The 22,844-nt window shown below is 38.7% G+C and carries 23 protein-coding genes and 2 riboswitches; of the genes, 16 read left to right on the top strand and 7 right to left on the bottom strand.

Annotated features, from left to right (window positions below; translation table 11 throughout):
* Window positions 1-103: 103 nt before the first annotated feature.
* Both ade and POF52_RS22965 read right to left on the bottom strand, forming a co-directional pair.
* Window positions 104-1,840, bottom strand: a complete 1,737-nt coding sequence (gene ade / locus POF52_RS22970; protein WP_271995195.1) for an adenine deaminase — start codon at window positions 1,838-1,840, stop codon at window positions 104-106.
* Between the two features lie 83 nt (window positions 1,841-1,923).
* Window positions 1,924-2,025: riboswitch (purine riboswitch) on the bottom strand.
* Between the two features lie 182 nt (window positions 2,026-2,207).
* On the bottom strand, window positions 2,208-2,435 hold the full coding sequence (locus POF52_RS22965) for a DUF1128 domain-containing protein (RefSeq protein WP_013055127.1): 228 nt from the start codon (window positions 2,433-2,435) through the stop codon (window positions 2,208-2,210).
* A 176-nt stretch (window positions 2,436-2,611) separates the two neighbouring features.
* Here POF52_RS22965 and POF52_RS22960 point away from each other — a divergent pair, with 176 nt between their 5' ends.
* The 4 genes from POF52_RS22960 to POF52_RS22945 all read left to right on the top strand — a co-directional run bounded on the left by POF52_RS22960 (window position 2,612) and on the right by POF52_RS22945 (window position 4,778).
* A complete protein-coding gene (locus POF52_RS22960; protein ID WP_074682651.1) occupies window positions 2,612-3,085 on the top strand; it encodes a low molecular weight protein-tyrosine-phosphatase in 474 nt (157 codons plus the stop codon).
* A 39-nt stretch (window positions 3,086-3,124) separates the two neighbouring features.
* On the top strand, window positions 3,125-3,463 hold the full coding sequence (locus POF52_RS22955; protein ID WP_271995191.1) for a YtxH domain-containing protein: 339 nt from the start codon (window positions 3,125-3,127) through the stop codon (window positions 3,461-3,463).
* A 14-nt stretch (window positions 3,464-3,477) separates the two neighbouring features.
* Window positions 3,478-4,317 (top strand): YihY/virulence factor BrkB family protein, encoded by an 840-nt coding sequence (locus POF52_RS22950; protein WP_045291980.1) that lies wholly within the window; start codon window positions 3,478-3,480, stop codon window positions 4,315-4,317.
* A gap of 323 nt (window positions 4,318-4,640) precedes the next feature.
* Window positions 4,641-4,778 (top strand): hypothetical protein, encoded by a 138-nt coding sequence (locus POF52_RS22945; protein ID WP_165573317.1) that lies wholly within the window; start codon window positions 4,641-4,643, stop codon window positions 4,776-4,778.
* Window positions 4,779-4,854: 76 nt separating this feature from the next.
* Here the strand turns inward: POF52_RS22945 and POF52_RS22940 are convergent, their stop codons facing one another.
* Complete coding sequence (locus POF52_RS22940) at window positions 4,855-6,774, bottom strand: heavy metal translocating P-type ATPase (protein ID WP_271995187.1); 1,920 nt, start codon at window positions 6,772-6,774, stop codon at window positions 4,855-4,857.
* A 224-nt stretch (window positions 6,775-6,998) separates the two neighbouring features.
* Entirely contained in the window at window positions 6,999-7,148 is a 150-nt protein-coding gene (locus POF52_RS22935) for a BH0509 family protein (protein ID WP_013055132.1), read from the bottom strand.
* Window positions 7,149-7,356: 208 nt separating this feature from the next.
* Between POF52_RS22935 and POF52_RS22930 the strand changes: the two genes are divergently transcribed.
* Together POF52_RS22930 and POF52_RS22925 are read left to right on the top strand one after the other, a co-directional pair.
* Entirely contained in the window at window positions 7,357-7,674 is a 318-nt protein-coding gene (locus POF52_RS22930) for an ArsR/SmtB family transcription factor (protein ID WP_013081523.1), read from the top strand.
* Window positions 7,675-7,689: 15 nt separating this feature from the next.
* Window positions 7,690-8,613 carry a cation diffusion facilitator family transporter gene (locus tag POF52_RS22925; RefSeq protein WP_271995184.1) on the top strand — a complete coding sequence of 308 codons (924 nt, stop codon included), beginning with the start codon at window positions 7,690-7,692 and terminating at the stop codon, window positions 8,611-8,613.
* A gap of 15 nt (window positions 8,614-8,628) precedes the next feature.
* Here POF52_RS22925 and POF52_RS22920 read toward each other — a convergent pair whose 3' ends face one another.
* Window positions 8,629-9,822, bottom strand: coding sequence for an MFS transporter (locus POF52_RS22920; RefSeq protein WP_334314414.1), 1,194 nt, complete (start codon window positions 9,820-9,822; stop codon window positions 8,629-8,631).
* A gap of 366 nt (window positions 9,823-10,188) precedes the next feature.
* Here POF52_RS22920 and POF52_RS22910 point away from each other — a divergent pair, with 366 nt between their 5' ends.
* Together POF52_RS22910 and POF52_RS22905 are read left to right on the top strand one after the other, a co-directional pair.
* The gene (locus POF52_RS22910) at window positions 10,189-10,677 is read left to right on the top strand and encodes a phenolic acid decarboxylase (RefSeq protein WP_013081526.1); all 489 of its coding nucleotides are present in this window, start codon (window positions 10,189-10,191) and stop codon (window positions 10,675-10,677) included.
* Window positions 10,678-10,866: 189 nt separating this feature from the next.
* Window positions 10,867-11,250 carry an OsmC family protein gene (locus POF52_RS22905; RefSeq protein WP_271995178.1) on the top strand — a complete coding sequence of 128 codons (384 nt, stop codon included), beginning with the start codon at window positions 10,867-10,869 and terminating at the stop codon, window positions 11,248-11,250.
* 145 nt (window positions 11,251-11,395) lie between these two features.
* On the opposite strand, the gene POF52_RS22900 is transcribed toward POF52_RS22905, so the two are convergent.
* Window positions 11,396-11,812 carry a pyridoxamine 5'-phosphate oxidase family protein gene (locus POF52_RS22900; RefSeq protein ID WP_271995176.1) on the bottom strand — a complete coding sequence of 139 codons (417 nt, stop codon included), beginning with the start codon at window positions 11,810-11,812 and terminating at the stop codon, window positions 11,396-11,398.
* A gap of 200 nt (window positions 11,813-12,012) precedes the next feature.
* On the opposite strand from POF52_RS22900, the gene cax reads away from it, so the two are divergent.
* Together cax and POF52_RS22890 are read left to right on the top strand one after the other, a co-directional pair.
* Window positions 12,013-13,068 carry a calcium/proton exchanger gene (gene cax, locus POF52_RS22895; RefSeq protein WP_271995174.1) on the top strand — a complete coding sequence of 352 codons (1,056 nt, stop codon included), beginning with the start codon at window positions 12,013-12,015 and terminating at the stop codon, window positions 13,066-13,068.
* 178 nt (window positions 13,069-13,246) lie between these two features.
* The gene (locus POF52_RS22890; RefSeq protein ID WP_271995172.1) at window positions 13,247-14,047 is read left to right on the top strand and encodes a YfkD family protein; all 801 of its coding nucleotides are present in this window, start codon (window positions 13,247-13,249) and stop codon (window positions 14,045-14,047) included.
* 37 nt (window positions 14,048-14,084) lie between these two features.
* On the opposite strand, the gene yfkAB is transcribed toward POF52_RS22890, so the two are convergent.
* Window positions 14,085-15,203: a radical SAM/CxCxxxxC motif protein YfkAB gene (gene yfkAB / locus POF52_RS22885; RefSeq protein ID WP_271995170.1), complete on the bottom strand. Its 1,119-nt coding sequence runs from the start codon at window positions 15,201-15,203 to the stop codon at window positions 14,085-14,087.
* 203 nt (window positions 15,204-15,406) lie between these two features.
* Here yfkAB and POF52_RS22880 point away from each other — a divergent pair, with 203 nt between their 5' ends.
* From POF52_RS22880 to POF52_RS22855, 6 genes are all read left to right on the top strand, one after another.
* Window positions 15,407-15,592: an SE1561 family protein gene (locus tag POF52_RS22880; RefSeq protein ID WP_013081532.1), complete on the top strand. Its 186-nt coding sequence runs from the start codon at window positions 15,407-15,409 to the stop codon at window positions 15,590-15,592.
* Window positions 15,593-15,755: 163 nt separating this feature from the next.
* Window positions 15,756-17,297: a fumarate hydratase gene (locus tag POF52_RS22875; protein WP_271995311.1), complete on the top strand. Its 1,542-nt coding sequence runs from the start codon at window positions 15,756-15,758 to the stop codon at window positions 17,295-17,297.
* A 94-nt stretch (window positions 17,298-17,391) separates the two neighbouring features.
* Window positions 17,392-18,201 carry a delta-lactam-biosynthetic de-N-acetylase gene (gene pdaA, locus POF52_RS22870; RefSeq protein WP_176585491.1) on the top strand — a complete coding sequence of 270 codons (810 nt, stop codon included), beginning with the start codon at window positions 17,392-17,394 and terminating at the stop codon, window positions 18,199-18,201.
* Window positions 18,202-18,363: 162 nt separating this feature from the next.
* On the top strand, window positions 18,364-19,749 hold the full coding sequence (gene rlmD, locus POF52_RS22865) for a 23S rRNA (uracil(1939)-C(5))-methyltransferase RlmD (protein ID WP_271995166.1): 1,386 nt from the start codon (window positions 18,364-18,366) through the stop codon (window positions 19,747-19,749).
* 220 nt (window positions 19,750-19,969) lie between these two features.
* On the top strand, window positions 19,970-20,734 hold the full coding sequence (locus POF52_RS22860; protein WP_271995164.1) for a BBE domain-containing protein: 765 nt from the start codon (window positions 19,970-19,972) through the stop codon (window positions 20,732-20,734).
* A 199-nt stretch (window positions 20,735-20,933) separates the two neighbouring features.
* Window positions 20,934-21,014, top strand: a riboswitch (glycine riboswitch).
* Window positions 21,015-21,172: 158 nt separating this feature from the next.
* Window positions 21,173-22,525, top strand: coding sequence for an amino acid permease (locus POF52_RS22855; RefSeq protein ID WP_271995160.1), 1,353 nt, complete (start codon window positions 21,173-21,175; stop codon window positions 22,523-22,525).
* Window positions 22,526-22,844 lie beyond the last annotated feature (319 nt).

The raw sequence follows: 22,844 nt of genomic DNA, 5'->3' as shown, positions 1-22,844 counted from the left end.
TATCCTTTTAAAAGAAGGATATCGTCATTATAAAAATCGTAAAACTCGAACTACGCCGTCTAAAGGGTATAAATAAAAAGGACTCGAAAGAGTCCTTTTTATTTTATGCTTGAACGGTGATATGCTTAAATTCTTTTACGTTAAATAATCCTTTGTCGGTTAATTTTAGACAGGGGATAACAGGTAAGCTTAAGAAAGATAATGTCAGCAGCGGATTGAATTTCTGTGAAATATCAAGCTCATGAAGAGCCCCGTGAAGCTGCTTAAGTAAGCTGTTTACTTCATTGTAAGGGTGAGGTGACATTAATCCTCCGATGGAAAGAGGGAGGGAGCCAATCACTTCATTGCCTTTTACAATAACAATACCTCCGCCGATTTCTTCAATTGCCGCAATTGCTTTTGCTAAATCCTCATCATTTGTTCCTACGGCTACGATATTATGTGAATCGTGAGCAATCGTAGTAGCAATCGCTCCGTTTTTTAACTGAAAGCCTTTTACGATCCCAAGACCAATATTTCCTGTCAGCTGATGGCGCTCAACAACAGCCATTTTCAGCTGATCGTTTTCTACAGAAGACTGAAATTCGTTTTGCTTCACTTGAACTTCTTCGACAATATGATTTGTAAGCAGGCTGTTTGGATTAATTTCAATAATATTAGCCCGATTGTGCTGAAGTGGTATCGTAAGTTTGTTAATAGAGAACTCTTTCAGATGAACAGAATTCATTAGTTCTGTCGGAAGATCAATTTGTTCTTCTTGAACAAACAGCATCTCTCCATTTTCAGCAATGAGCTCTCCGTTTTGATAAACATGTGCTGCAGATATATCGGTTAAGTCGTCTAATAGAATAAAATCCGCTTTGTAACCAGGAGCAACCGCACCTCTATCTTTTAACCCGTAGCATTCAGCGGCATTTAACGAAGCCATTTGAATCGCAATTAGCGGATCCAGCCCGAGTTCAATAGCAAAACGAACATTGTAATCAATAGAACCTTCCGTTAATAAATCATCTAGGTGTTTGTCATCGGTACAGAATAAAAATCTGCGCGCGTTACGTTCATTTACAGCAGGTAATAGTTGTTTCAAATCTTTAGCGACAGAACCTTGGCGGATCAGAACATACATCCCCCGCTGAATACGCTCAATTGCTTCTTCTGCTGTTACGCATTCATGATCTGTTGAAATGTTAGCGGTACGATAAATATTAACGCCCGTGGCATCTAGCCCTGAGCCGTGCCCATCAATTACGCCGTTTGCATCGTTAGCTGCTTGCAATTTATCGAGCATATCGTCATCTCCATCTCGAACGGCAGGGAAATCCATCACTTCTGCTAATCCAAGTACGCGAGGGTGAGAGAAAAATGGCGCTAAGTCAGCTGCTTTTAAGACGGCTCCAGAGCTTTCAAAAGGAGTTGCTGGCACGCTTGAAGGTAAGTTCACAAATACGTCTAAAGGAATGGAATCCGAGTTTTGAAGCATAAACTCAATGCCAGATTTCCCTGAAACATTCGCAATTTCATGAGGATCCGTTACGACAGTTGTGACGCCTCTAGGTACAAGAAGTTTTGAGAACTCTTTAGGTGTAACCATTGATGATTCAATGTGAACGTGTCCATCAATGAACGTAGGAGAAATGTATTTTCCTTTTGCATCAACGACATTATCCCCATCGTATTGACCTATTCCAACAATCACTCCATCAGCAATCGCAATATCAGCTTCAATGATGGAAAGCGTAAAGACATCGATAATTTTCCCGTTTTTCACTACAAGATCTGCAGGTATTTTTTTATTGGCAACAGCAAGCTGCTTTTTTAAGGTTGTTTTTGTATTTGACATGAATGTGACTCCTCTCATTGTATAACTGAATAACAATGAAGGACTATGTAAGGGAGAACATAAAGAAGAATAAAAATGCAGTATGAATGATGTTCAACCCTCGTAGTCCAACTATTTACGGTAGTTCGGTAGAAACTCTTGGACCCTATTTCCAAGACTATACGAGCTTTAGGTATTTCGATACATTCTATAGACAAATAATAAAAACGTCAATTCCTAATAAAAAAGAAAGATTTTTGGGAATATTTCATCTATGTGTATGTAAACGATTTAACTCTTATTTGCTCGCTAAAAGGTGCAGCATTCATGTATAGAAAAAAATGTAGAAAAAACCGTCAATGGCTATTAGTCATTGACGGAGTTGTCATTAAGCTTGTTTACGCAGTGTACCTAATTCTTCCGCGATCGCTTGCATTTCACTTGGGCTAAAAGAATCTTTTCTCATTACCATATCGTATAAGTACTTTAAGTCTTCATACATTTCTTCGTCAAAAGCTTCAGCTTTAATTGCTCCGATATTTAGCATGCGCAATTTTTCACTAATGCTATCGACCATATGTTTAATATTCTCTGGAGATTTTACTGATAAATCCACTTTGTTCATCCTTCCAGTTGCGTTTTTTTTATTGTAACATGTTTTTATCGTGTGAACACTTTTATGTCAGGTTCTTATCCACAGAAGAGTGGAAACGATATAAATAAAAGAAAACTATTTTTTAGTTTAAAAATGATTGTATATAATGTTTGTAATAAGGGAAAGGAGTCGAGACTATGATTAACGTATTATTCGTTTGTTTGGGAAATATTTGTCGTTCACCCATGGCAGAAGCGGTCTTTAAAGATATGGTGAAGAAAAAAGGACTAGAAGGACAAATTCACGTAGATTCTGCAGGCACAGGAGGCTGGCATAAAGGAAATCCTCCTCATGAAGGGACGCAATCTATTTTAACGAAAAACAACATTAATTTTAAAGGGCAAACAGCAAGACAAGTGATTCAAGAGGATGTAGCTAAATTCCATTATATTATTGGAATGGATGTCGAAAATGTAGGAAATCTGAGAAGGATGGCTGGACATACTAAAACAGGTTATATTGCAAGACTTTTGGATTTTGTGCCCGATTTACATATTGAAGATGTGCCTGATCCTTATTTCACGGGAAATTTTGACGAAGTATATGACTTAGTTCAAGAAGGATGCAAGGCTCTTTTAGACGAAATTATAGAGAAGCATTTCTCAGAGTAAGTGATACTTAAAAAATAAAAAACGGAGGAGAAACGACAAATGGGTAAACGAAATAAGCTAGTAGAAGGTATTGTCATTGGAGCAATTATAGGAGGAGCTGTTTCTTTATTTGATAAAGAAACCAGAAGTTCCGTCATTCAAGGAAGTAAAAAACTGAAAGACAAAACAAAAACTCTTATTCAGCACCCTGAACTTGTGACGGATACTGTGAAAGAGAAATATGAAACGATCCGTACGACCATTGAGCAAGTTTCTGAAGATGTATCATTTGTAACAGGAAAAGTAGAAAAGTTAAAAGAAACAACGCCTCAGGTGATGGAAATTGTAAACGATACAAAAGAAGCATTTGTGGAGAAGTATGGTGATGAACAAAAATAAATAAGGAGGCACATATGGCTGGAATATACATAAATAACATCGTAAGGTTTGGCAAAGAACTGATGGGCCGCATTCATCGAGATGAGCTGCCCAGCTTATCAGCTGAATTGGCTTATTATTTGCTGCTCTCGCTATTTCCTTTTTTAATTTTCTTAATTACGCTGATTGGATTTTTGCCATTGGAATCAACAGATCTGCTTGACTTGGTCGAAAATGTAGCGCCCCAGCAAACGCTCCACATGATTGAAAGCAACGTTTCTCATATCATTGGTTCTCATAATGAAAAACTATTGTCCTTTGGTATCATTGCCACGATGTGGTCTGCTTCAAATGGAATCAATGCGATTGTAAGAGCATTTAACCGAGCGTACCACGTACAAGAAAATCGGCCTTTTTTAGTGGCAAGAGGTATGGCAGTTCTCCTTACTTTTGCGATGATATTTGTTATTATTGTAGCGCTTTTACTTCCGGTTTTCGGTCATATGATTGGTCTTTATTTATCGTCTACGTTTGGGTTCTCAGAAACTTTTCTCGCTTTATGGTCTGCTTCCCGCTGGATTATCAGCGGTCTCATTTTGTTTACTGTTTTTACGGGGTTATATTACTTTGCTCCTAATAAAAAGCTGCTGATTCGAAATGTGGTAAAAGGAGCGGCTTTTGCTACGGTCGGATGGACAGTGGTATCGATGCTGTTTGCGTATTATGTAAATCATTTCAATAACTATACAGCTACATATGGAAGCTTGGGCGGAATTATTATCTTGCTTATTTGGCTGTACCTATCGGGGATGATTATCGTTATTGGAGGAGAAATTAACGCTATTTTCTACGACCGTCGAGTTAAATCTTCATAGTCACAAATTGGCATGAAATCATTCGCAAGATATGAGCATACTAACAAAGTGAAAGGGAGGTTTTACATCATGACAAAGCATACAAAAAAAGACGGAAGCAATACAAAGCAAAATAAAAAGAGCCAACCAAAGCATAAAACAAGCAACAGCCAAAATGGACAAAACGGTTACCATTAAGGCATGGGTTTTCATAATAAAGAGGCTGGGACAAAAGTAGTTGAGTCCAAGTAAAAAACGAACCATTCATCGACCTGTTTGATGAGTGGTTCGTTTTTTTTTTGTGATGGTGCATATCGTTTTATTTGTTTCGTTCCTTCTAGCAGTTGATTGGAGGGCAAGGCGAAGACTCCTGCGGGAAAAGCGGAACAGGTGAGACCCCGCAGGAGCGAAAGCGACGAGGAGGCTCAGCGGCCGCCCGCGGAAAGCGAAGCCTTGCACGGAAATCAATTGCGGTGTCATAAGCAGTCCAGCTCATGTATCTCATTTGTTCGTCTTTCGATTGGATTTATTTCGTTATGTCTCAACCTCTTTTTTGCGTTAAGATTTTAACAAACGCAGGCCGTTTAAGATAACTAAAATGGTGCTGCCTTCGTGACCAATAACACCAAATGGCATATCAAGCACTTGGAAAAAATTCGAACAAATTAATAAAAAGATGACGGCAATAGAAAAAATAACGTTTTGCTTCACAATTGAGTTCATTCGTCTGGAAAGAGCTACTGCATCCGAAATTTTTGATAAATCATTTTTCATTAAAACGATATCCGCTGTTTCAAGTGCCACATCCGTTCCTTCTCCCATGGCTACTCCAACGTTAGCAGTAGCGAGAGCTGGTGCATCGTTAATGCCATCTCCCACCATTGAAACGGTAGGGAATTTTTCTTTTAACGCTTTAATTTTATCTACTTTCGCTTCGGGCAAACATTCTGCAATGTATTCATTGACGGCACATTCTTTTGAAATGGCCTCGGCTGTTTTTTCGCTGTCTCCTGTAATCATGACGGTATGAATACCCTGCTCTTTAAGCGATTTAACAGCTTCTACAGCTTCTGTTCGTACAACGTCTTTTAGCGCAAGCAATCCCACAATACCATGCTGGTCTTTTGCGTACACAATCGTTTTTCCTTCACTGGCAAGCGTAGATGAAATCCCATTTTCAAATTCAGCTGCATCTTCTTTACCTACAAAATCTGCTTTTCCTATTTTCCACGTATCTCCTTGAAGAGACCCAATGACACCGTATCCGGGAACGTCTTCAAGTGAATCTGGCTGAACGAGCGTCAATTCCTGCTTGTTTTTCACAAAATCAACAATGGACTGAGCAAGCGGATGATTGGACTGACGTTCAATGGATGCTATTTTAATAAGAAATTCCTGTTCGTTTATATCAGAACGTACAATAACATTTGTCACTTCTGGCTTTCCTTTTGTTAACGTTCCTGTTTTATCAAAAGCAATTGCGCTTAAATGGCTTAACCTTTCCAAATGCACGCCGCCTTTGAACAAAATTCCTTTTTTTGCTCCATTTGAAATAGCAGACAGCGAAGCAGGGGTGATAGATGCAACCAGAGCGCAAGGAGACGCTACAACTAAGAGAATCATTGCACGGTAAAATGTCTCGGTCCAGCTCCATCCAAGCACATAGTGTGGGAGGAATAGCATAACTGCCACAACCGATAGAACAATTTTTACGTATGTGCCTTCAAATCGTTCAATAAACAATTGAGAAGGCGACTTTTCACTTTGAGCCGTTTGAACAAGTTGAATGATCTTTTGAAACAGCGTCTCAGCACTTGGCTTTGTCATTTTAATGGTAATGGCGCCTTTCACATTCACCGTGCCCGCGAATACTTCATCATCGAGCTGTTTTAGTACAGGAACAGATTCCCCTGTAATAGCAGCCTGATCAATCGTTGTTTGACCTGAGACAACAATACCATCGGATGGCACTCGTTCACCCGGCTTAACTAACAGCAAGTCACCGATTTGTAAATCCGAAATGGATACAATTTCTTCTTGATCTCCAATCAGACGCGTTGCTTCTTGCGGCTGTAAATTCATCAAGGCGCTAATTTCTCGGTTGCTTTTATTCATGGTGTACGTTTCTAATGCACCGCTTAATGCAAAAATGAAAATAAGCATAGCACCTTCTGTCCAGTAGCCAATTACAGCCGCTCCAATGGCTGCAATAATCATTAACATTTCGACATTCAATTCTTTATTTTCAATCGTTTCTTCAATGCCTTCTTTTGCTTTAGCAAATCCGCCTATCACGTAAGCTAATACAAAGAGCGTAATAGACACAGCAGTATCCTGCTGTTTTGACAGCAGCCAGCCGGCTAAAATCAGCACGCCGCTTAACAGTGCAGCAATGAGTTCACCATGTGTTTTTAATACGTTGACAGCAGAAGATGTTTGAGGCGTTTGTTCTTGTTTTTTAGGTAACGCATTTTCCATACAAATCCTCCTTGAACGATAATTGAGAAGAATAATCACAATCATTACCCCTAAAAAAGCACGAAAGCTGCCATCTCAGCGATAGCAGCACATTTTTTCAGTTCTTCTCTTTTAAATTGGGATATTTAGTATAGTATAGCACGGAACAAGCAAGGAGGTAACGACTAACGCCTAAAAAATAAAAACAGAATGCAGCTGGACGTCTGCATTCTGTAAAAAACGTACTACATATCTAAATGTTCTTCATAATATTTATAAGCGGAAGTGTAAATGTGCTCGATATCGGCATCCGTCATGTACATTAAGGTTTCACGGTCAATCCCCTTCATTGTTTCAATAAATGTAATCATGTTTTTGCGTTCTTGTCTGCTCATTTATTATTCTCCTCTCCATCTGTTTTAATACAGTTTATTATATTTAATTGTATTATATAACAGAAAAAGTATTTTGTGTGGATTTTTTTTTAAAATAGGCAAAAAAATTTAAAAAGACGTAAATAATTGACTATATAGAAAAAAGTGTTTTATAATTTATATATGAACATATGCTCATATACTTGCATATAATGAACGGAGAGATATTATGAAAAAAGATGAACATTCGTTTTTATCGCCTCAAACAGTAGAAGAAGCGTCAAGAATACTAAAAGCTATTTCAGATCCTACGAGAATGAAAATTCTTTATTTGCTATTTCAAGAAGAGTGTTCAGTCGGTCATATGGTTGAAGTGCTTGGTGTTTCACAATCAGCTATTTCACATCAGTTAACTCACTTGCGTCATTTACGTTTAGTAAAATATCGCCGTGAAGGGAATACGTATTTCTATACGTACGATGATGAACACGTCGTTGGAATACTGCATCAAGTAATTCAGCACGTAGAATGCGCACATAACGAATAAAAGGAGGGGCTTTGCATGGGTCATGATCATCACCACCATCATGGTCACCATCACCATTTTGATACACAGCGTGAAGGCAACAAAAAAGGTCTGTTAATTGCACTCATTATCACCGCGGGTATTATGGTTCTTGAGTTTGTTGGAGGGCTTTTTACAAATAGTTTAGCGTTATTATCCGATAGCGGACACATGCTTTCTGATACAAGCTCACTTGCTCTTAGCCTTGTAGCGATATGGTTTGCTAACCGAGCTGCATCGGCTAAAAAAACGTACGGTTATTATCGTTTTGAAATATTAGCGGCTCTTTTTAACGGAGTGGCACTGTTTGTAATAGCAGGATTTATCATCTATGAAGCCTATCAGCGCGTATTAGAGCCGCAGTCTGTAGCAAGCGGCAGCATGATGCTGATTGCTACTGTTGGTTTACTCGCTAATTTAATCAGCGCATGGTCACTTATGAGACAAGGAGATGTAAAAGGAAATGTAAATTTACGCAGCGCTTACTTACACGTATTGGGAGATGCTTTAGGATCTATTGGAGCTATTGTAGCTGGACTTCTTATGATGCTGTTTGGATGGTATATTGCTGATCCTATTATTTCTGTAGTTGTGTCTGTATTAATTTTAAAAAGCGCTTGGGGCGTGCTTGCTCATAGCGTTCATATTTTGATGGAAGGCTCTCCTGAAAGGGTAGATCACAGTGAAATAAAAAACCTTCTTGAAAATATTGAAGGAGTCAAAGGTGTGCATGATTTACACATTTGGACGATTACTTCAGGACTGGACTCATTCAGCTGTCATATGCACGTAGAAGATGAAAAAGATTGTCAGCAAATTTTGCAAAAAGCCATCGATTTAGTACATGATCACTGCGGCATTGAGCATACCACGATACAAATTGAAAAATCAGCTCTTCAGCATCGAACGCTAAAAGTTTAAAGAACGAGCGAGAACCTATAGGTTCTCGCTCGTTTTTTGCTGCATAGGCATCTTTTGTCCGAATACAAAAAGAATAATAAAAATAAAGCCCAGCATCCCGCTAATAATATTAAAAAAGCTGATATGGTGAAAGAACTGAATAAACGTGCCACCTATGTAAGGGCCGGCAAGGCTTCCGATACTAAAAGCAATGCCGCATAGTAAATTACCTGTAGGCAGTAGACGAGCAGGAATCAAATCCGTCATATAGCTGATTCCTAAACTAAACGTCGAGCCTACAACCATGCCAGCTATAAATAAACAAGCTACTAATGGAATAGCGGTCTCTTCCAAGAGGCTTGCTGTAAAAAACGTAACGGCTCCAATGGATAAAATCCATCCTAATACCAATTTCCGTCCAAATTTATCGCTCAATATTCCGAGAGGAAGCTGAAATACAATAGCTCCAACTGCAAAGGAAGTCAGCAACAGTGAAATAAACTCTACTTGCAAACCAATTCGTAAGCCATATACAGGAAAGCTTCCGTTCAGTGATGATTCTAAAAATCCATATCCAAAAGGCGGCAAAAAAGCAATCCAAGCATACTTAGCCGCCTTAGAAAATCGCTTAGCCGTTTCTTTTAATGAATTAACCTCCACTTCCTGTAGGGGAAATTCATTTTTTATCAAAAATAAAAACACCCATGTTATGAGGCAAAGAGCTGAAGAAATCATAAAAGGAAGCGCTTGATTAATTTCAATTAACGGCGTCATTAAAGGGCCAATAGCAAAACCAATACCGAAAAAAAGCCCGTACAATGAAATGTTTCGACCTCGTTTATCAGCAGGTGAAGACGATGTAATCCACGTTTGAGTACCAAAGTGCAGCGCGTGATCTCCTATTCCAATAAATAAACGGAGCACAAACCAAAAAACAACAGATTTCCACAGGGGAAACAAAGCTAAAGATACAATAACTAAAAGTCCCCCTGCTGCGATAATTGGTTTATATCCGTATCTGCGAAGCGGCCCTTCCATGAAAGGAGAAATAAATAAAATACCTAGATACAATCCAGTTGCGTTTAATCCGTTTATAGTAGAAGAAAGACCATCTTTCTCAAAAATAATAGCAATTAAAGGAAGCAGCATACCTTGGCTGAATCCAGAAATGGCGACAAGGCTAACTAAAATCCAGAAACGTTGTTTATGAGTAGCACTCATAGCATTCAACCTCTTTTTATCTATATTTTGTAAATCCAACTGTTTAATCGTACAAGGAAAACGCTTTATTGACAAGGATGTAGAGGTGCTGTGCTGTTAATTTGACATCTTTTTATAAGGAAAGTAGAATAAAACATGTAAATAGTTACATGTTTTAATTTACAAGTAAACGTCGATCGCTAGAATACAAACAGTGCTTAAGAAAATAGCGACATTCACAATCAATGTCGGTACAACGAGTGTCATTGGCCATACAGGAAGTGCAAAATATAAACGCTTACACAACTGCGTTTTTCTAGGCACTGCTGTGAGACACTTAGATCGCGTGGTGTCAGACATATACAAAGTGTTATAAATCAAAGGAGCGATATAAAAATGGAAAAATTTATTGGAAATCATATGATTTACACATACGAAAACGGATGGGAATATGAAATTTATATCAAAAACGAAAATACAATCGATTACCGTATTCATAGCGGAATGGTGGCAGGACGATGGGTTCGCGACCAGAAAGTAGATATTGTGAAATTAACAGAAGGTGTATATAAAGTATCGTGGACTGAACCGACTGGAACAGATGTATCTTTGAACTTTATGCCTCATGAAAAACGGATGCACGGCATTATTTTCTTCCCAAAATGGGTACATGAACATCCTGAAATTACCGTGTGCTATCAAAATGACCATCTTGATTTAATGCATGAATCCCGTGAAAAATACGAAACATATCCTAAATACATTGTACCCGAATTTGCTGACATTACATTTATCAAAAATGTCGGAGCGAACAATGAGGAAGTTATCGCTCAAGCGCCTTACGAAGGAATGACAAATGATATTCGCGCCGGAAAATTAATTTAACACAGAGTCATAAAAAAGACTGAGACAAAAGTATTTTAGCTGTAGGAAGATCCGAACGATGAATCGAGATTCTTGATGGAGAATCAAATTCGTTCGGATCTTTTTATGGTGACCGTGTAACAAGTATCCGCATTGAGAGTAGTTGGTTATATAAAAAGCGGTTTATAATGAAGTAAAGGAGTGAAGGAAATGGAATTTAACATGAAAAAAGAGGCGGGATTTACAACAAATTTTCCTTATGGAGAGCTACATATCGCCGGAGATGAAGAGTATGGCTTTCGTCCGTATCAGCTAATGGTATCGTCCATTGCTGTTTGCAGCGGAGGCGTGTTAAGAAAGATTCTAGAGAAAAAAAGAATTGCTTTTTCTGATTTACGCATCCAAGCTGGTGTGACGCGAAATGATGAAAAAGCGGGACGAATCGAAAAAATTCATTTGCACTATATCATTACAGGAGAAGAGCTTCCATTAGACAAAATTGAAAAATCAATTGAGCTAGCACGAAAAAATTGTTCGATGCTACAGTCGGTTATTGACAGCATTGAAGTGACAGAAACCTTCGAAATTAAATGAGGTTGGGACAAAAGTATTTTAGCTGAAGAAGATCCGAACGATGAATCAAACTCGTTCGGATTTTTTATGGTGTTATTACAAGCGGTGCAGCTCTTTGCACCCATTTGCTCGTCTTTAGATGGATGGACTTAGCTACATCTCAATCTCATATGTCCTTCGGTTTGCTGCCGGCTTTATCAAAATAGCGCATGCGTTCAGGAGTCAGCTGAAGAAGCAAATAATTTGGGTCATCTGGACTTTTAATCCACTCTTTTAACTTTTTATTCCAAAATTTCTTTTTTAATTCTTCGTTTGTTTCTACATTTACTTTGGCTTCTACCTCTACATACGGATCACTCCAACCTTGCCCATCATGGCCTAACAAAATATGAACATAAGGGTTTTTTTCTAGTTCTTCGACTTTATGGGTATCTTTATTGGTGGCGGTGTAGAGCACAAGATCTTCATGAAAAAACATCATAAAGCGTGAATAAGGCTTTCCATCTTGAATTGTAGCTAACGTTCCAATTGTATAGTCATCCAGTACGGATAAAATTTGATTTTTTACATCATTATTGCTCATTTTTTCACTCCTTATTATATCTTTTCACCCTTGGTAGTTTGGCTGATTTTTAACTATCTTAATCAAAAATCAATTAAGGGTTTATCATTTATAAAAATAGGTTAAAAATACTAACATTGACGGTGAGTCTATACAAATTCCATTAATTTGATATGATTGATTTTGTTGTCAAAAAATGAATAAGGTAGGTGTACATATCGATGATCAATCGGATTTTTCTTATAGCGGTTATTCTTGGGATGCCGCTATCTGTTATTGGGCACATGATGCACTGGTCAGATGTTCTTATGTTTATTATTTACTGTTTAACAATCATTGCCCTCGCAGCTTTTATGGGGAGAGCAACAGAGAGTTTAGCTGTTGTAGCTGGTCCTCGAATAGGCGGACTATTAAACGCTACGTTTGGTAACGCTGTAGAATTAATTATTTCTATTTTTGCTCTAAAAGAAGGTCTTACAGCGGTGGTGCTTGCATCGTTAACCGGTTCTGTATTAGGAAATCTTCTTCTTGTAGGCGGTCTTTCATTCTTCATCGGGGGATTAAAATTTAAGCGTCAAGAATTTAATGTCTATGATGCAAGACATAATTCTGGATTATTGATCTTTGCCGTTATCGTTGCGTTTGTTATTCCTGAAGTGTTTGCTAGCGAAATGGACGAAGCGAAGACCATGTCCCTGAGTGTGGGGATATCCATTATTCTCATCATCTTGTACTTAGCGGCGTTATTTTTTAAGCTGGTAACGCACCGAGGGGTGTATCAGCATAAAAGTGAAGAAGTGGAAGAACATGAGGAGCCAGAATGGTCAATGTGGAAAGCGATTACTGTTCTATTTTTATCTACGTTAGCTGTAGCTTACGTATCCGAAAGCTTGGTTAGTACAATCGAAATTGTATCGGAAAGTTTTGGGTGGAGTGAGCTGTTCATCGGGGTCATCATTGTAGCGATTGTTGGAAACGCAGCAGAGCACGCTTCGGCTATTATTATGGCCGTTAAAAACCGCATGGGTGTAGCTGTTGAAATTGCTGTGGGATCCACTTTACAAGTCGCGATGTTTGTAGCACCAATATTAGTGTTAGTTTCGCTGATGTTCGAAAACCAAATGTCTCTTGTCTTTACTTGGCCTGAGTTGATTGCGATGGTAACGGCCGTATTTTTAACTATTGCTATTTCTAATGACGGAGATACAAACTGGTTCGAAGGTGCAACTCTTTTAGGTGCTTATATTATTATGGGAATTGGTTTTTATCTTATTTAAAAAAGAAGAGGCTGAGACAAACATGTTTTAGTTGAAGGAAGAATCCGAACGATTAATCGTTCGGATTCTTTTTGTGTAAGTGAATAGAAGAATTTCCCTTTTGGTATTCAGGATAAAACAGGAGATGTTTGAAAAAACTATGGTTGCATTCATTAACGATGTTGAAAGGAGTTTCTAGATGTTACGTAAATTGCTTTTATTTGTGTTTACCATCATTATTTCATTTTCATGTTCAACGAAGATCGCTATTGCGAAAACAGCTCAGCCTACCATCAACGTGCCTTCTTCAGCTTTAAATATTTCAAAAGAAAATACGTATCCAAATGCTAGTCAAGATACGCCATATTTGCAGCCGAGTGAGTTTACAAAAGAGCTCATTGAAACATCAAATGTAAAAATTGAAAACCCTGATTTAATTCGTATATTAAATGAATCAAACATTTCTAAAACTCCATGGGCAATTGGTTTTAGAGCAACCGTCTTTTTAGGACAGTGGCCATTAAATTACGAATCAACAGAAACAAACGTTAACTGGCAACACCAGCGAATCAATACAAATCATTATGATAACAGAGCAGGAAAAACTCAGTACAAAATGATGTACAGTCAGGAAAATCAAAGTCATGTAAAAGGCGGATTAACAGCAAAAGTGCCTCAGCCTGATCATGTTAAACAAATGATGCTAATTGAAGCAGCTAAAAAAACAAAGCTCACTTTATCATTTCAAACGTTTGTAGGTGCCGGAACGAAAAAAGACCAGGTCTATAACGTAGCTTCTAAAAAAGTAGGTTATCTGTATGCGTATACGCCTGCTGTAAGTGAAAAGGGAAAAGTAACATATGGAGAAGTGTATGTTACAGTAAAAGGCAGCAAGCGCTCAATTGTGGTGAGAAATGTAACGTCTCAAGGAATTGGAGCATGGATTCCAGTACAAGATTATGTTTCCTTAAGCTTTGGAGCTTATAACCAGCCGAGATAACAAAAAAGAGATTCCCACGATGGAATCTCTTTTTTTGTTATTTTGTAATGCTCGCTTGGAGTTTGCTAAAATCAGTATCTTGATAATAGCTGTTTTTCACCAAAATATTAGGTCCTAAACAAGACACTGCTGAACAATGACAGCTAAGTTCTTTAGAAATCGTGCTTTGCTGCCACATATCAAAAGCGTCTGTAAGCTTTGTATCTTGAATGTTGCCAAGAGGAGGCGTATCACCAAAGTCCGTTACGATAATATCTCCGTCGAAAATATTTACATTTAGGCGAGAGCGCCCGTCTGGATCGTTTCGAACGGTTACATTTTTACTGCTATACAAGCGCTGTAAAAGCGATAAGTCTTCCTCATTATTACTGCATGCATAAAACGGCAGCGTGCCGAATAACATCCACACATTTTCATCTCGAATATCAAGAAGGTGATGAATAGCTTTACGCATTTCAGGAAGAGATAATGTTTCTAGAGTGCTAGCAAAGTCACTTGGATACATAGGGTGTACTTCGTGACGCTGACAAAGCATTTCATCAACAATTTGACGATGAATCTTTTCCATGTGAGGAAGCGTACGTTTATTTAACATCGTTTCAGCTGATACGGTTACACCCGCTTTTACAAGCGCGCGGCTGTTTTCAATCATACGATCGAAATATTTGGCGCGCTGCTCATAAGTAGGCTTTCGCTCCATCATTGCAAAGCCAGCTTCCACAAAATCGTCCATCGTTCCCCAGTTGTGAGAAATATGTAAAACATCTAAATAAGGAATGATTTGTTCGTAACGAGCAAGATCTAATGTTAAATTTGAATTAATCTGTGTACGGACACCTCGTTCATGTGCATACTTTAATAAAGGCACCACATAATTTTTCACAGAAGATAGAGACATCATCGGCTCTCCGCCCGTAATGCTTAACGCTCGAAGAGTTGGAATTTCATCGAGGCGTTTTAAAATTAAATCAAGCGGCAGTGCTTTTGGGTCTTTTGGCTGCAGCGTATATCCAACTGCGCAATGCTCACATCGCATATTACAAAGCGTCGTTGTGGTGAATTCAACGTTTGTAAGCGTCGGTTTGCCATATTGTTTCATATCTAAATACGCTTCCCACGGATCGAACTCCGGGGTAATTCGTTGTAAAGTGGCCATAAAAAAACTCCTTTTATTTTTCCGTAAAGTGAAATGATGATGAAAACATCTCACGGTCCGTCCTGCTAGACTAAATTATACGTCTCATTCAAAACGGACACCAGTGACTATTATGGATTTTATTGCTTTTAGTTGTCAAATATGAAAGTATTCGTTAGGATATAAGGAAATACGAATGAAAAGCTATATCAGGAGGGTTTAAAATGGGAAACGCCGTTCGAGATAAAGATTCACAAGTACGTTATTTAAAAGATCGTTTAAATATGTTTGTACACGTATTAGACTCTATGGAGCCTGAAAACACAGACCTAGAAGACATTGACCGTTTGATTACGATGATTGATGACCTCGAAGCAAAATGTGAGCAGTTTAAAAAAGATAAAGAATGAACAAAGAAAAAAGCGCTAGAAAAACTAGCGCTTTTTTGCTTGAAGTGGAAATCCTCCTATAAAGGTCTTTCGAAACAATTTTTGAAGGAGTATAATAAATTTTGAAAGTTGTACGACAGATAGATAAATACATACATTAGCGGGATATGGGAGGAATTAAGTGATGATTGAAGCTTTAAAACAAAGCATGTACGATTTAATTGTTGAAACATCTACAAAATTGCCAAAAGACGTTCGACGTGCTATCGCAAAGGCAAAAGCGCGTGAAAATGCAGGAACGCGTGCAGCAATGTCTTTAGCGACCATTACCAATAATATTAAGATGGCGGATGATAATTTATCGCCAATTTGTCAAGATACGGGTATGCCAACATTTAAAATTAAAACCCCTGTAGGAGTGAATCAGCTTCAAATTAAAGAAGCGATTTATTGGGCAATTGAAGAAGCAACAAAGCACGGAAAGCTTCGCCCTAACTCCGTAGATTCGTTAACGGGAGAAAACAGCGGTAATAATTTAGGCGGCGGCACGCCGGTTATTAAGTTTGAACAGTGGGGAAATGACTATATTGATGCGCGTCTTATTCTAAAAGGCGGCGGCTGTGAAAATAAAAACATTCAGTACAGCCTGCCTTGTGAAGTAGAAGGTTTAGGTAGAGCTGGCCGTGATTTAGACGGCATTCGTAAATGTGTGATGCACTCTGTGTATCAAGCACAAGGTCAAGGCTGTAGTGCCGGCGTCATTGGTGTTGGAATCGGTGGCGACCGTACAACAGGCTATGAATTAGCAAAAGAGCAGCTGTTCCGAAACTTAGATGACGAAAATCCAAACGCTCAGCTGAAAGAATTAGAAGAGTATATTATGGAAAATGCCAATAAGTTAGGAATCGGTACGATGGGCTTCGGTGGAGAAACGACATTACTTGGCTGTAAAGTCGGTGTAATCAATCGTATCCCTGCTAGCTTCTATGTGTCAGTTGCCTATAACTGCTGGGCTTACCGTCGCTTAGGTATTAAAATCAACGCTGATACAGGAAGTGTTCAAGAGTGGCTGTATCAAGAAGGCGAAGAAGTAGATTTTAATAAAAATGCAGGCGCCGAAGAGAAACAAAATGCGGATGAAACAAAAGAAGTTGTATTACAAGCACCTATTACAGAAGAGCAAATTCGTGAATTAAAAGTTGGTGACGTGGTGCGCATCAACGGTATGATGTATACAGGACGCGATGCTATCCATAAACATTTAACAGATCACGATGCACCAATTGATTTAAATGGACAAATCATTTATCACTGTGGTCCGGTTATGTTAAAGGACGAAGACGAAAAATGGCACGTAACCGCTGCAGGACCAACAACAAGTATCCGTGAAGAACCTTACCAAGGGGATATTATGAAGAAATTTGGTATCCGCGCGGTTATCGGTAAAGGCGGTATGGGTCCTAAAACGCTTGCTGCTCTTCAAGAGCATGGCGGTGTATACTTAAATGCGATCGGAGGAGCTGCACAGTACTATGCTGATTGTATCAAGAGCGTAGAAGGCGTTGATTTGATGCAGTTTGGTATTCCTGAAGCAATGTGGCATTTAAAAGTAGAAGGCTTTACAGCTGTAGTGACGATGGATTCACATGGAAACAGCTTGCATGCAGATGTAGACAAGTCTTCATTTGAAAAGCTTGAGCAATTTAAAGAACCGGTATTTAAATAATCATACGTCCGGAGCGTATGGTAAAAAGTAACGTTCATGAACGAGAAAATTGAGTAGATACTAAGCGTAAAATGACTTCCGAAAGGAGCTTCTTATGCGCCGGTTCACCTTTTTTCTCGTTTTTTTATTCGTGATGTCAACAGGCATAGCATCTGTTGAAGCACAAATGTATCCAAACACTCCGATCAGCTGGGGATTTCAAAAAAGTAAAAATCACAAGCCCGCATCTGCAGGTACAGCTTATGAACAAATTCTTGCTAAGTATGATGCTTTTTACCTTGGAGATACAAATAAAAAAAATATTTACTTAACGTTTGATAACGGTTATGAAAATGGTTATACACCGCAGGTATTAGACGTTCTCAAAAAAAGAAAAGTTCCTGCCACGTTCTTTGTAACAGGACACTATTTAAAAGAAGAGCCTAAACTTATTAAGCGAATGGTAAAAGAAGGGCATATTGTCGGGAATCATTCGTGGCATCACCCTGACTTAACTCAAGTGGATGACGCACGTTTTAAAGAGGAATTGCAAAAAGTAAAAGATGAATACAAGAATATTACGGGTCGTGATGAAATGAAATACCTTCGCTCACCTAGAGGGGTATTCAGCGAACGAACGCTAGCTCTTTCAAAGCAAGAGGGCTATACAAACGTATTTTGGTCACTTGCATTCGTTGACTGGAAAGTGAATGAACAAAAAGGCTGGCGCTACTCATACGACAATATGATGGCTCAAATACATCCAGGTGCGATCATGCTTCTGCATACCGTTTCAAAGGATAACGCAGATGCGTTAGATCAAGCGATTGTGGATTTAAAAAAGCAGGGCTATACGTTTAAAAGCATTGATGATTTAATGAACGAACGCAAACAAACGAAGAAAAGTCCTTCTAAAAAGAAATAAAGATAAAAACCGACGGGAATGTTTCTCCTGTCGGTTTTTTGCTGTTGAAGTGTTATAATATGCGTTGATGTCTTTTTTAAAGCGATACGGTCTAATAGGTTTTAAGCAGCTAAAGACCGTTAATAACTATATAAAGAATTTAAACTAATCGGAGTTGGTCTCATGAATAAACCAAAAACTGAAATGAAAGTTCAAAAAGGACAAACATTTCCGTTGACGATAAAAAGACTTGGTATTAATGGAGAAGGCGTAGGATATTTTAAGCGCCAAGTCGTTTTTGTACCAGGAGCCTTACCAAATGAAGAAGTGGTTGTAGAAGCAACAAATGTTCAGCAAAAGTTTGCCGAAGGGAAAATTAAGCGAATTCGCAAAAAATCTCCTCACCGCGTAGAAGCACCCTGTCCTATTTACGAGCAGTGCGGAGGCTGTCAGCTTCAGCACTTATCCTATGAAGGTCAGCTAGAATCTAAGCGCGATATTGTTCTGCAAGCGTTCGAACGTCACAGTTCATTAAAAAAAGTAGAGGAAAAAACACGCCAAACAATTGGCATGGAAGATCCTTGGGGCTATCGTAATAAATCACAGTTCCAAGTAGGTGTGGATAAACAAAAAGTTATCGCTGGTTTGTACGGACTGAATTCTCATCGACTGATTGACATTGAAAACTGTCCGATTCAGCATAGAGCCACAAATCACGTGACAAAAGAAATAAAACGAATTTTACAAGATCTTCAAATTCCTATCTACAATGAGCGCAAACGCCGTGGTATTGTACGTACCATCGTATCTCGAGTAGGATTTGAAACGGGTGAAGTGCAAGTTGTCTTGATTACGGCCAAACAAGAAATTCCGAAAAAAGAGCTGCTGATTAAAGAAATTAAGCGCCGTCTACCGGAAGTGAAATCGCTCGTACAAAACGTAAACGGTCAAAAAACATCGCTTATCTTTGGAGACGAAACGTTTACGCTATCTGGAAAATCGGTGATTCAAGAAACGTTAGGCGATATTTCATTCGAACTTTCAGCGCGTGCATTTTTCCAGTTGAATCCTCTTCAAACAGTGAAGCTGTATGACGAGGTGAAAAAAGCAGCTGCGCTAACAGGCAGTGAAAAAATTGTAGATGCTTACTGCGGAGTAGGGACAATTGGCTTATGGCTTGCTAAAGATGCCAAAGAAATTCGCGGAATGGACACGATTGAAGAATCCATTGTAGACGCGCGAAAAAATGCCAAAGATCATGGATTTGAACATGCCACATATGTGACGGGTCCAGCTGAAAAATGGATGCCGCAGTGGGTAAAAGAAGGCTGGAAGCCAGACGTTATCGTTGTTGACCCGCCGCGAACAGGCTGTGATGACAAGCTTCTAAAAACGATTTTACAAGTAAAGCCAAAGAAAGTGGTTTACGTATCTTGTAATCCATCCACATTAGCGAAAGATGTGCAGCAGCTGTCGAAGGCTTATCATGTTGATTACATTCAGCCTGTTGATATGTTTCCTCATACCGCGCACGTGGAGAATGTGGTGAGTTTGACGTTAAAAAAATGAATAGAAAAAGAGTAAAGGGCAGATTAGATTCTGCTCTTTTTTTTTGAGCTGTACTCTTCATCTGTTCTTTTAGTGTAAAAAATATCTTAGTATAGTGAGATGAAATTCCCATAAAGTCTAGTCTTGGAAAGTGTTACATCGCTAAAGAGAAATTACATAAGAGGGTTAATGCCTTTAAGATAAACTATCCGGTGGCGGTAACTTTGGCGTTGTGGTGAGCATGAAGTTTCAGCTTCCAAAGCCAACGAACAGCTCTGTGACGCTCGTTCGATTCTTTTATGTAGGTACTACAAAAGAGAAGCAGGCGCAAGTGATGAATATATGGCAAAACTGGCTGCCTGAACTGGACAAACGTATGACGCTAGTTGCAAGCTTTTATAATGCTGAAGGAGAAGGGTTAGGCATATTTGCGAACGGTTTCTTTTACGGCTCCCCAGAAAGAGCCCGGAAGATTTTGCAGCCTTTTCCAAAAGTAGAAGGGTTTCGAGTAGAGCTGGAATCATTATCTTTTCTTGAAGCTGTAAAAAAAATAGAAGCAACCTATCCTCCGTCTGAAAAATTTAAGTCAACGGGACGATTTGTGCACAGAAGCTATTCACGTGGTGAGCTTGAAAATCTTACAGATCTTATCCAGCGTCCAGCAGAAGGTTCTGTTTATGCGGCGATTTCTTTTTATGCACTAGGAGGAGAAATCCGCAGTGTTGGTAAAAGAGAAACGGCTTTTTTCTATAGGGGCGCCAGATATATTATAGGGGTTCAGTCTGTATGGACAGAAGATGTATTTGCAAGAGTCAACAGAGAGTGGCTTTATAAGCGATTTCAATATATTAAAAGTATTACGGTAGGTTCCTATGTGAATTTTCCTATCAGCAACCTTAGAAACTACGAGCGTGAGTATTTTGGAGACAATGCAGAGAGATTAGAAAGAGTCAACAAAAAGTATGATCCGTTTAATGTGTTCAGGTTCCCGCAAGGACTCAGGTAGCGTGAGGAAAAGGATGCTAAGTTGACGATTGAAACTGTTCAATTACCTTCTTTCGAAGAAGGTAAATAAATGAAAGTAATCTTTCCTGTTGACAAAGCATCCAACTGGTATTAGAATAAACAACTATTCGACAGTCATTCTATTGATTGAAAAATTGAATACGTAGAAAGCTATGATTGCTATGGATCACACTATAGCAGGAGCAGCTTCTGGAGAGATCGCGATAGTTTCGCGACGCCGAAGGGTTCACAATCTCAGGCAAAAGGACAGAAGAGTACCGGATATTTATTTGGCATGTTACTAATTGGTAGCATGTACCTTAATATTTGTTATTCTTATGACCATGAGATTGGAGCGCATCCAATCTCTTTTTTTATTGGACTTTATTTGTAGTCCGCACGATCGCATCAAAGGTTTTATTGTTAGGAGGAGTTAGAGTTGGAACAACGAGAATTAAAGAGGGATTTATCCAATCGTCATGTTCAGCTAATTGCGATTGGGGGAACCATCGGTACGGGCTTGTTTTTAGGTTCTGGTAAAGCAATACAGCTTGCAGGTCCCTCTATCATCTTTGCTTATTTAATTGTTGGTATTGCGCTTTTCTTTGTGATGAGAGCGCTAGGAGAACTACTGCTGTCTAAAGCAGGTTATCAATCGTTAACTGATATTGCTGAAGAGTATCTTGGACCATGGGCGTCATTTGTAACGGGATGGACCTACTGGTTTTGCTGGATTATGACAGCTATGGCTGATGTCATTGCAGTTGGCGTATATGTGAAATATTGGTTCAATATTCCTCAGTGGATTCCCGCACTTATTTGTGTAATCATTTTATTAGGTCTTAACTTATTAACCGTAAAATTATTTGGAGAATTAGAGTTTTGGTTTGCTTTAATAAAGGTTATTACGATTCTTGCATTAATTATTATTGGCGTTATTTTGCTGGTAATGGGATTTAAAACAGACGCGGGATCCGTTACTGTTCAAAACCTTTGGAATCATGGAGGGCTGTTTCCAAATGGGGTTTCAGGTTTCTTACTTTCATTCCAAATGGTTATATTCGCATACGTTGGGGTTGAATTGGTAGGGGTATCGGCAGCAGAAACATCAAACCCCCAAAAAAATATTCCATCGGCCATTAATAAAATTCCTCTGCGAATCTTATTTTTCTATGTTGGAGCGCTTATCGTTCTGTTGTTTATTAATCCGTGGATGGAATTAAATGCAGCAGAAAGCCCATTTGTTAAAACCTTTAGTTTAGTCGGAATTCCGCTTGCTGCTGGAATTATTAATTTTGTTGTACTAACTTCAGCCGCTTCTGCCTGTAATAGCGGAATGTTTTCAACAAGCCGTATCTTATATAATTTAAGTAAAAATGACCAAGGGCCATCTAAGTTTGCAAAACTGAACAAAAACCACGTACCAAGCAACGGATTGTTTGTATCTACGCTGGTCATCTCAGCGGGAGCTCTTTTAAGCAAACTTATACCAGACCAAGCTTTCGGCATTGTCACGACCATTAGCGCTATTTGTTTTATTTGGGTGTGGAGTATCATTCTCATTTGCCATCTAAGGTATAAAAAGAAGTGTCCGCATCTGCATGCAGCATCAGCATTCAAAGCACCGTTAACACCATTCATAAACTATGTTGTGTTAGCTTTGTTTGCGGTGATTCTTGTTATTATGCTGTTTTCTGACGCGACGCGCCCAGCCTTATTGTTGACACCCGTTTGGTTTATTCTCTTATTTATTTTTTACTGGACTAGAAGGAAAAAGAAAATAAATCTTTAAAGGCTAGAAAATCAGCAGGGAACAAACATAATTTTTTATAAAAGAATATAGTAAATTTCTGACTTCATCACTTCGTGATGAGGTCTTTTTAGTGGAGGATAAATAATTGATTTCTACTGCATGAATAAAATGCAGGAAGCAAAGTTTATAGAAGAAAACTAAAAATTTGTTCTAACAGAAAACACAGTGAGAAAGCTCGTAGTTTTCTGATAGGAATGTAGAACAAATTGCTTTTCTTCTGTGTCTAAAGATGGAATTCCGTCATTTATATGGAAAAGCTTTCATTTTGCAGTACAATGGAGGTAGACTTCATTAGATT

Source organism: Priestia sp. AB (assembly GCF_028369225.1).
Taxonomy (GTDB): Bacteria; Bacillota; Bacilli; order Bacillales; family Bacillaceae_H; genus Priestia; species Priestia megaterium.
This window is presented reverse-complemented; position numbering and strand designations above follow the sequence as displayed.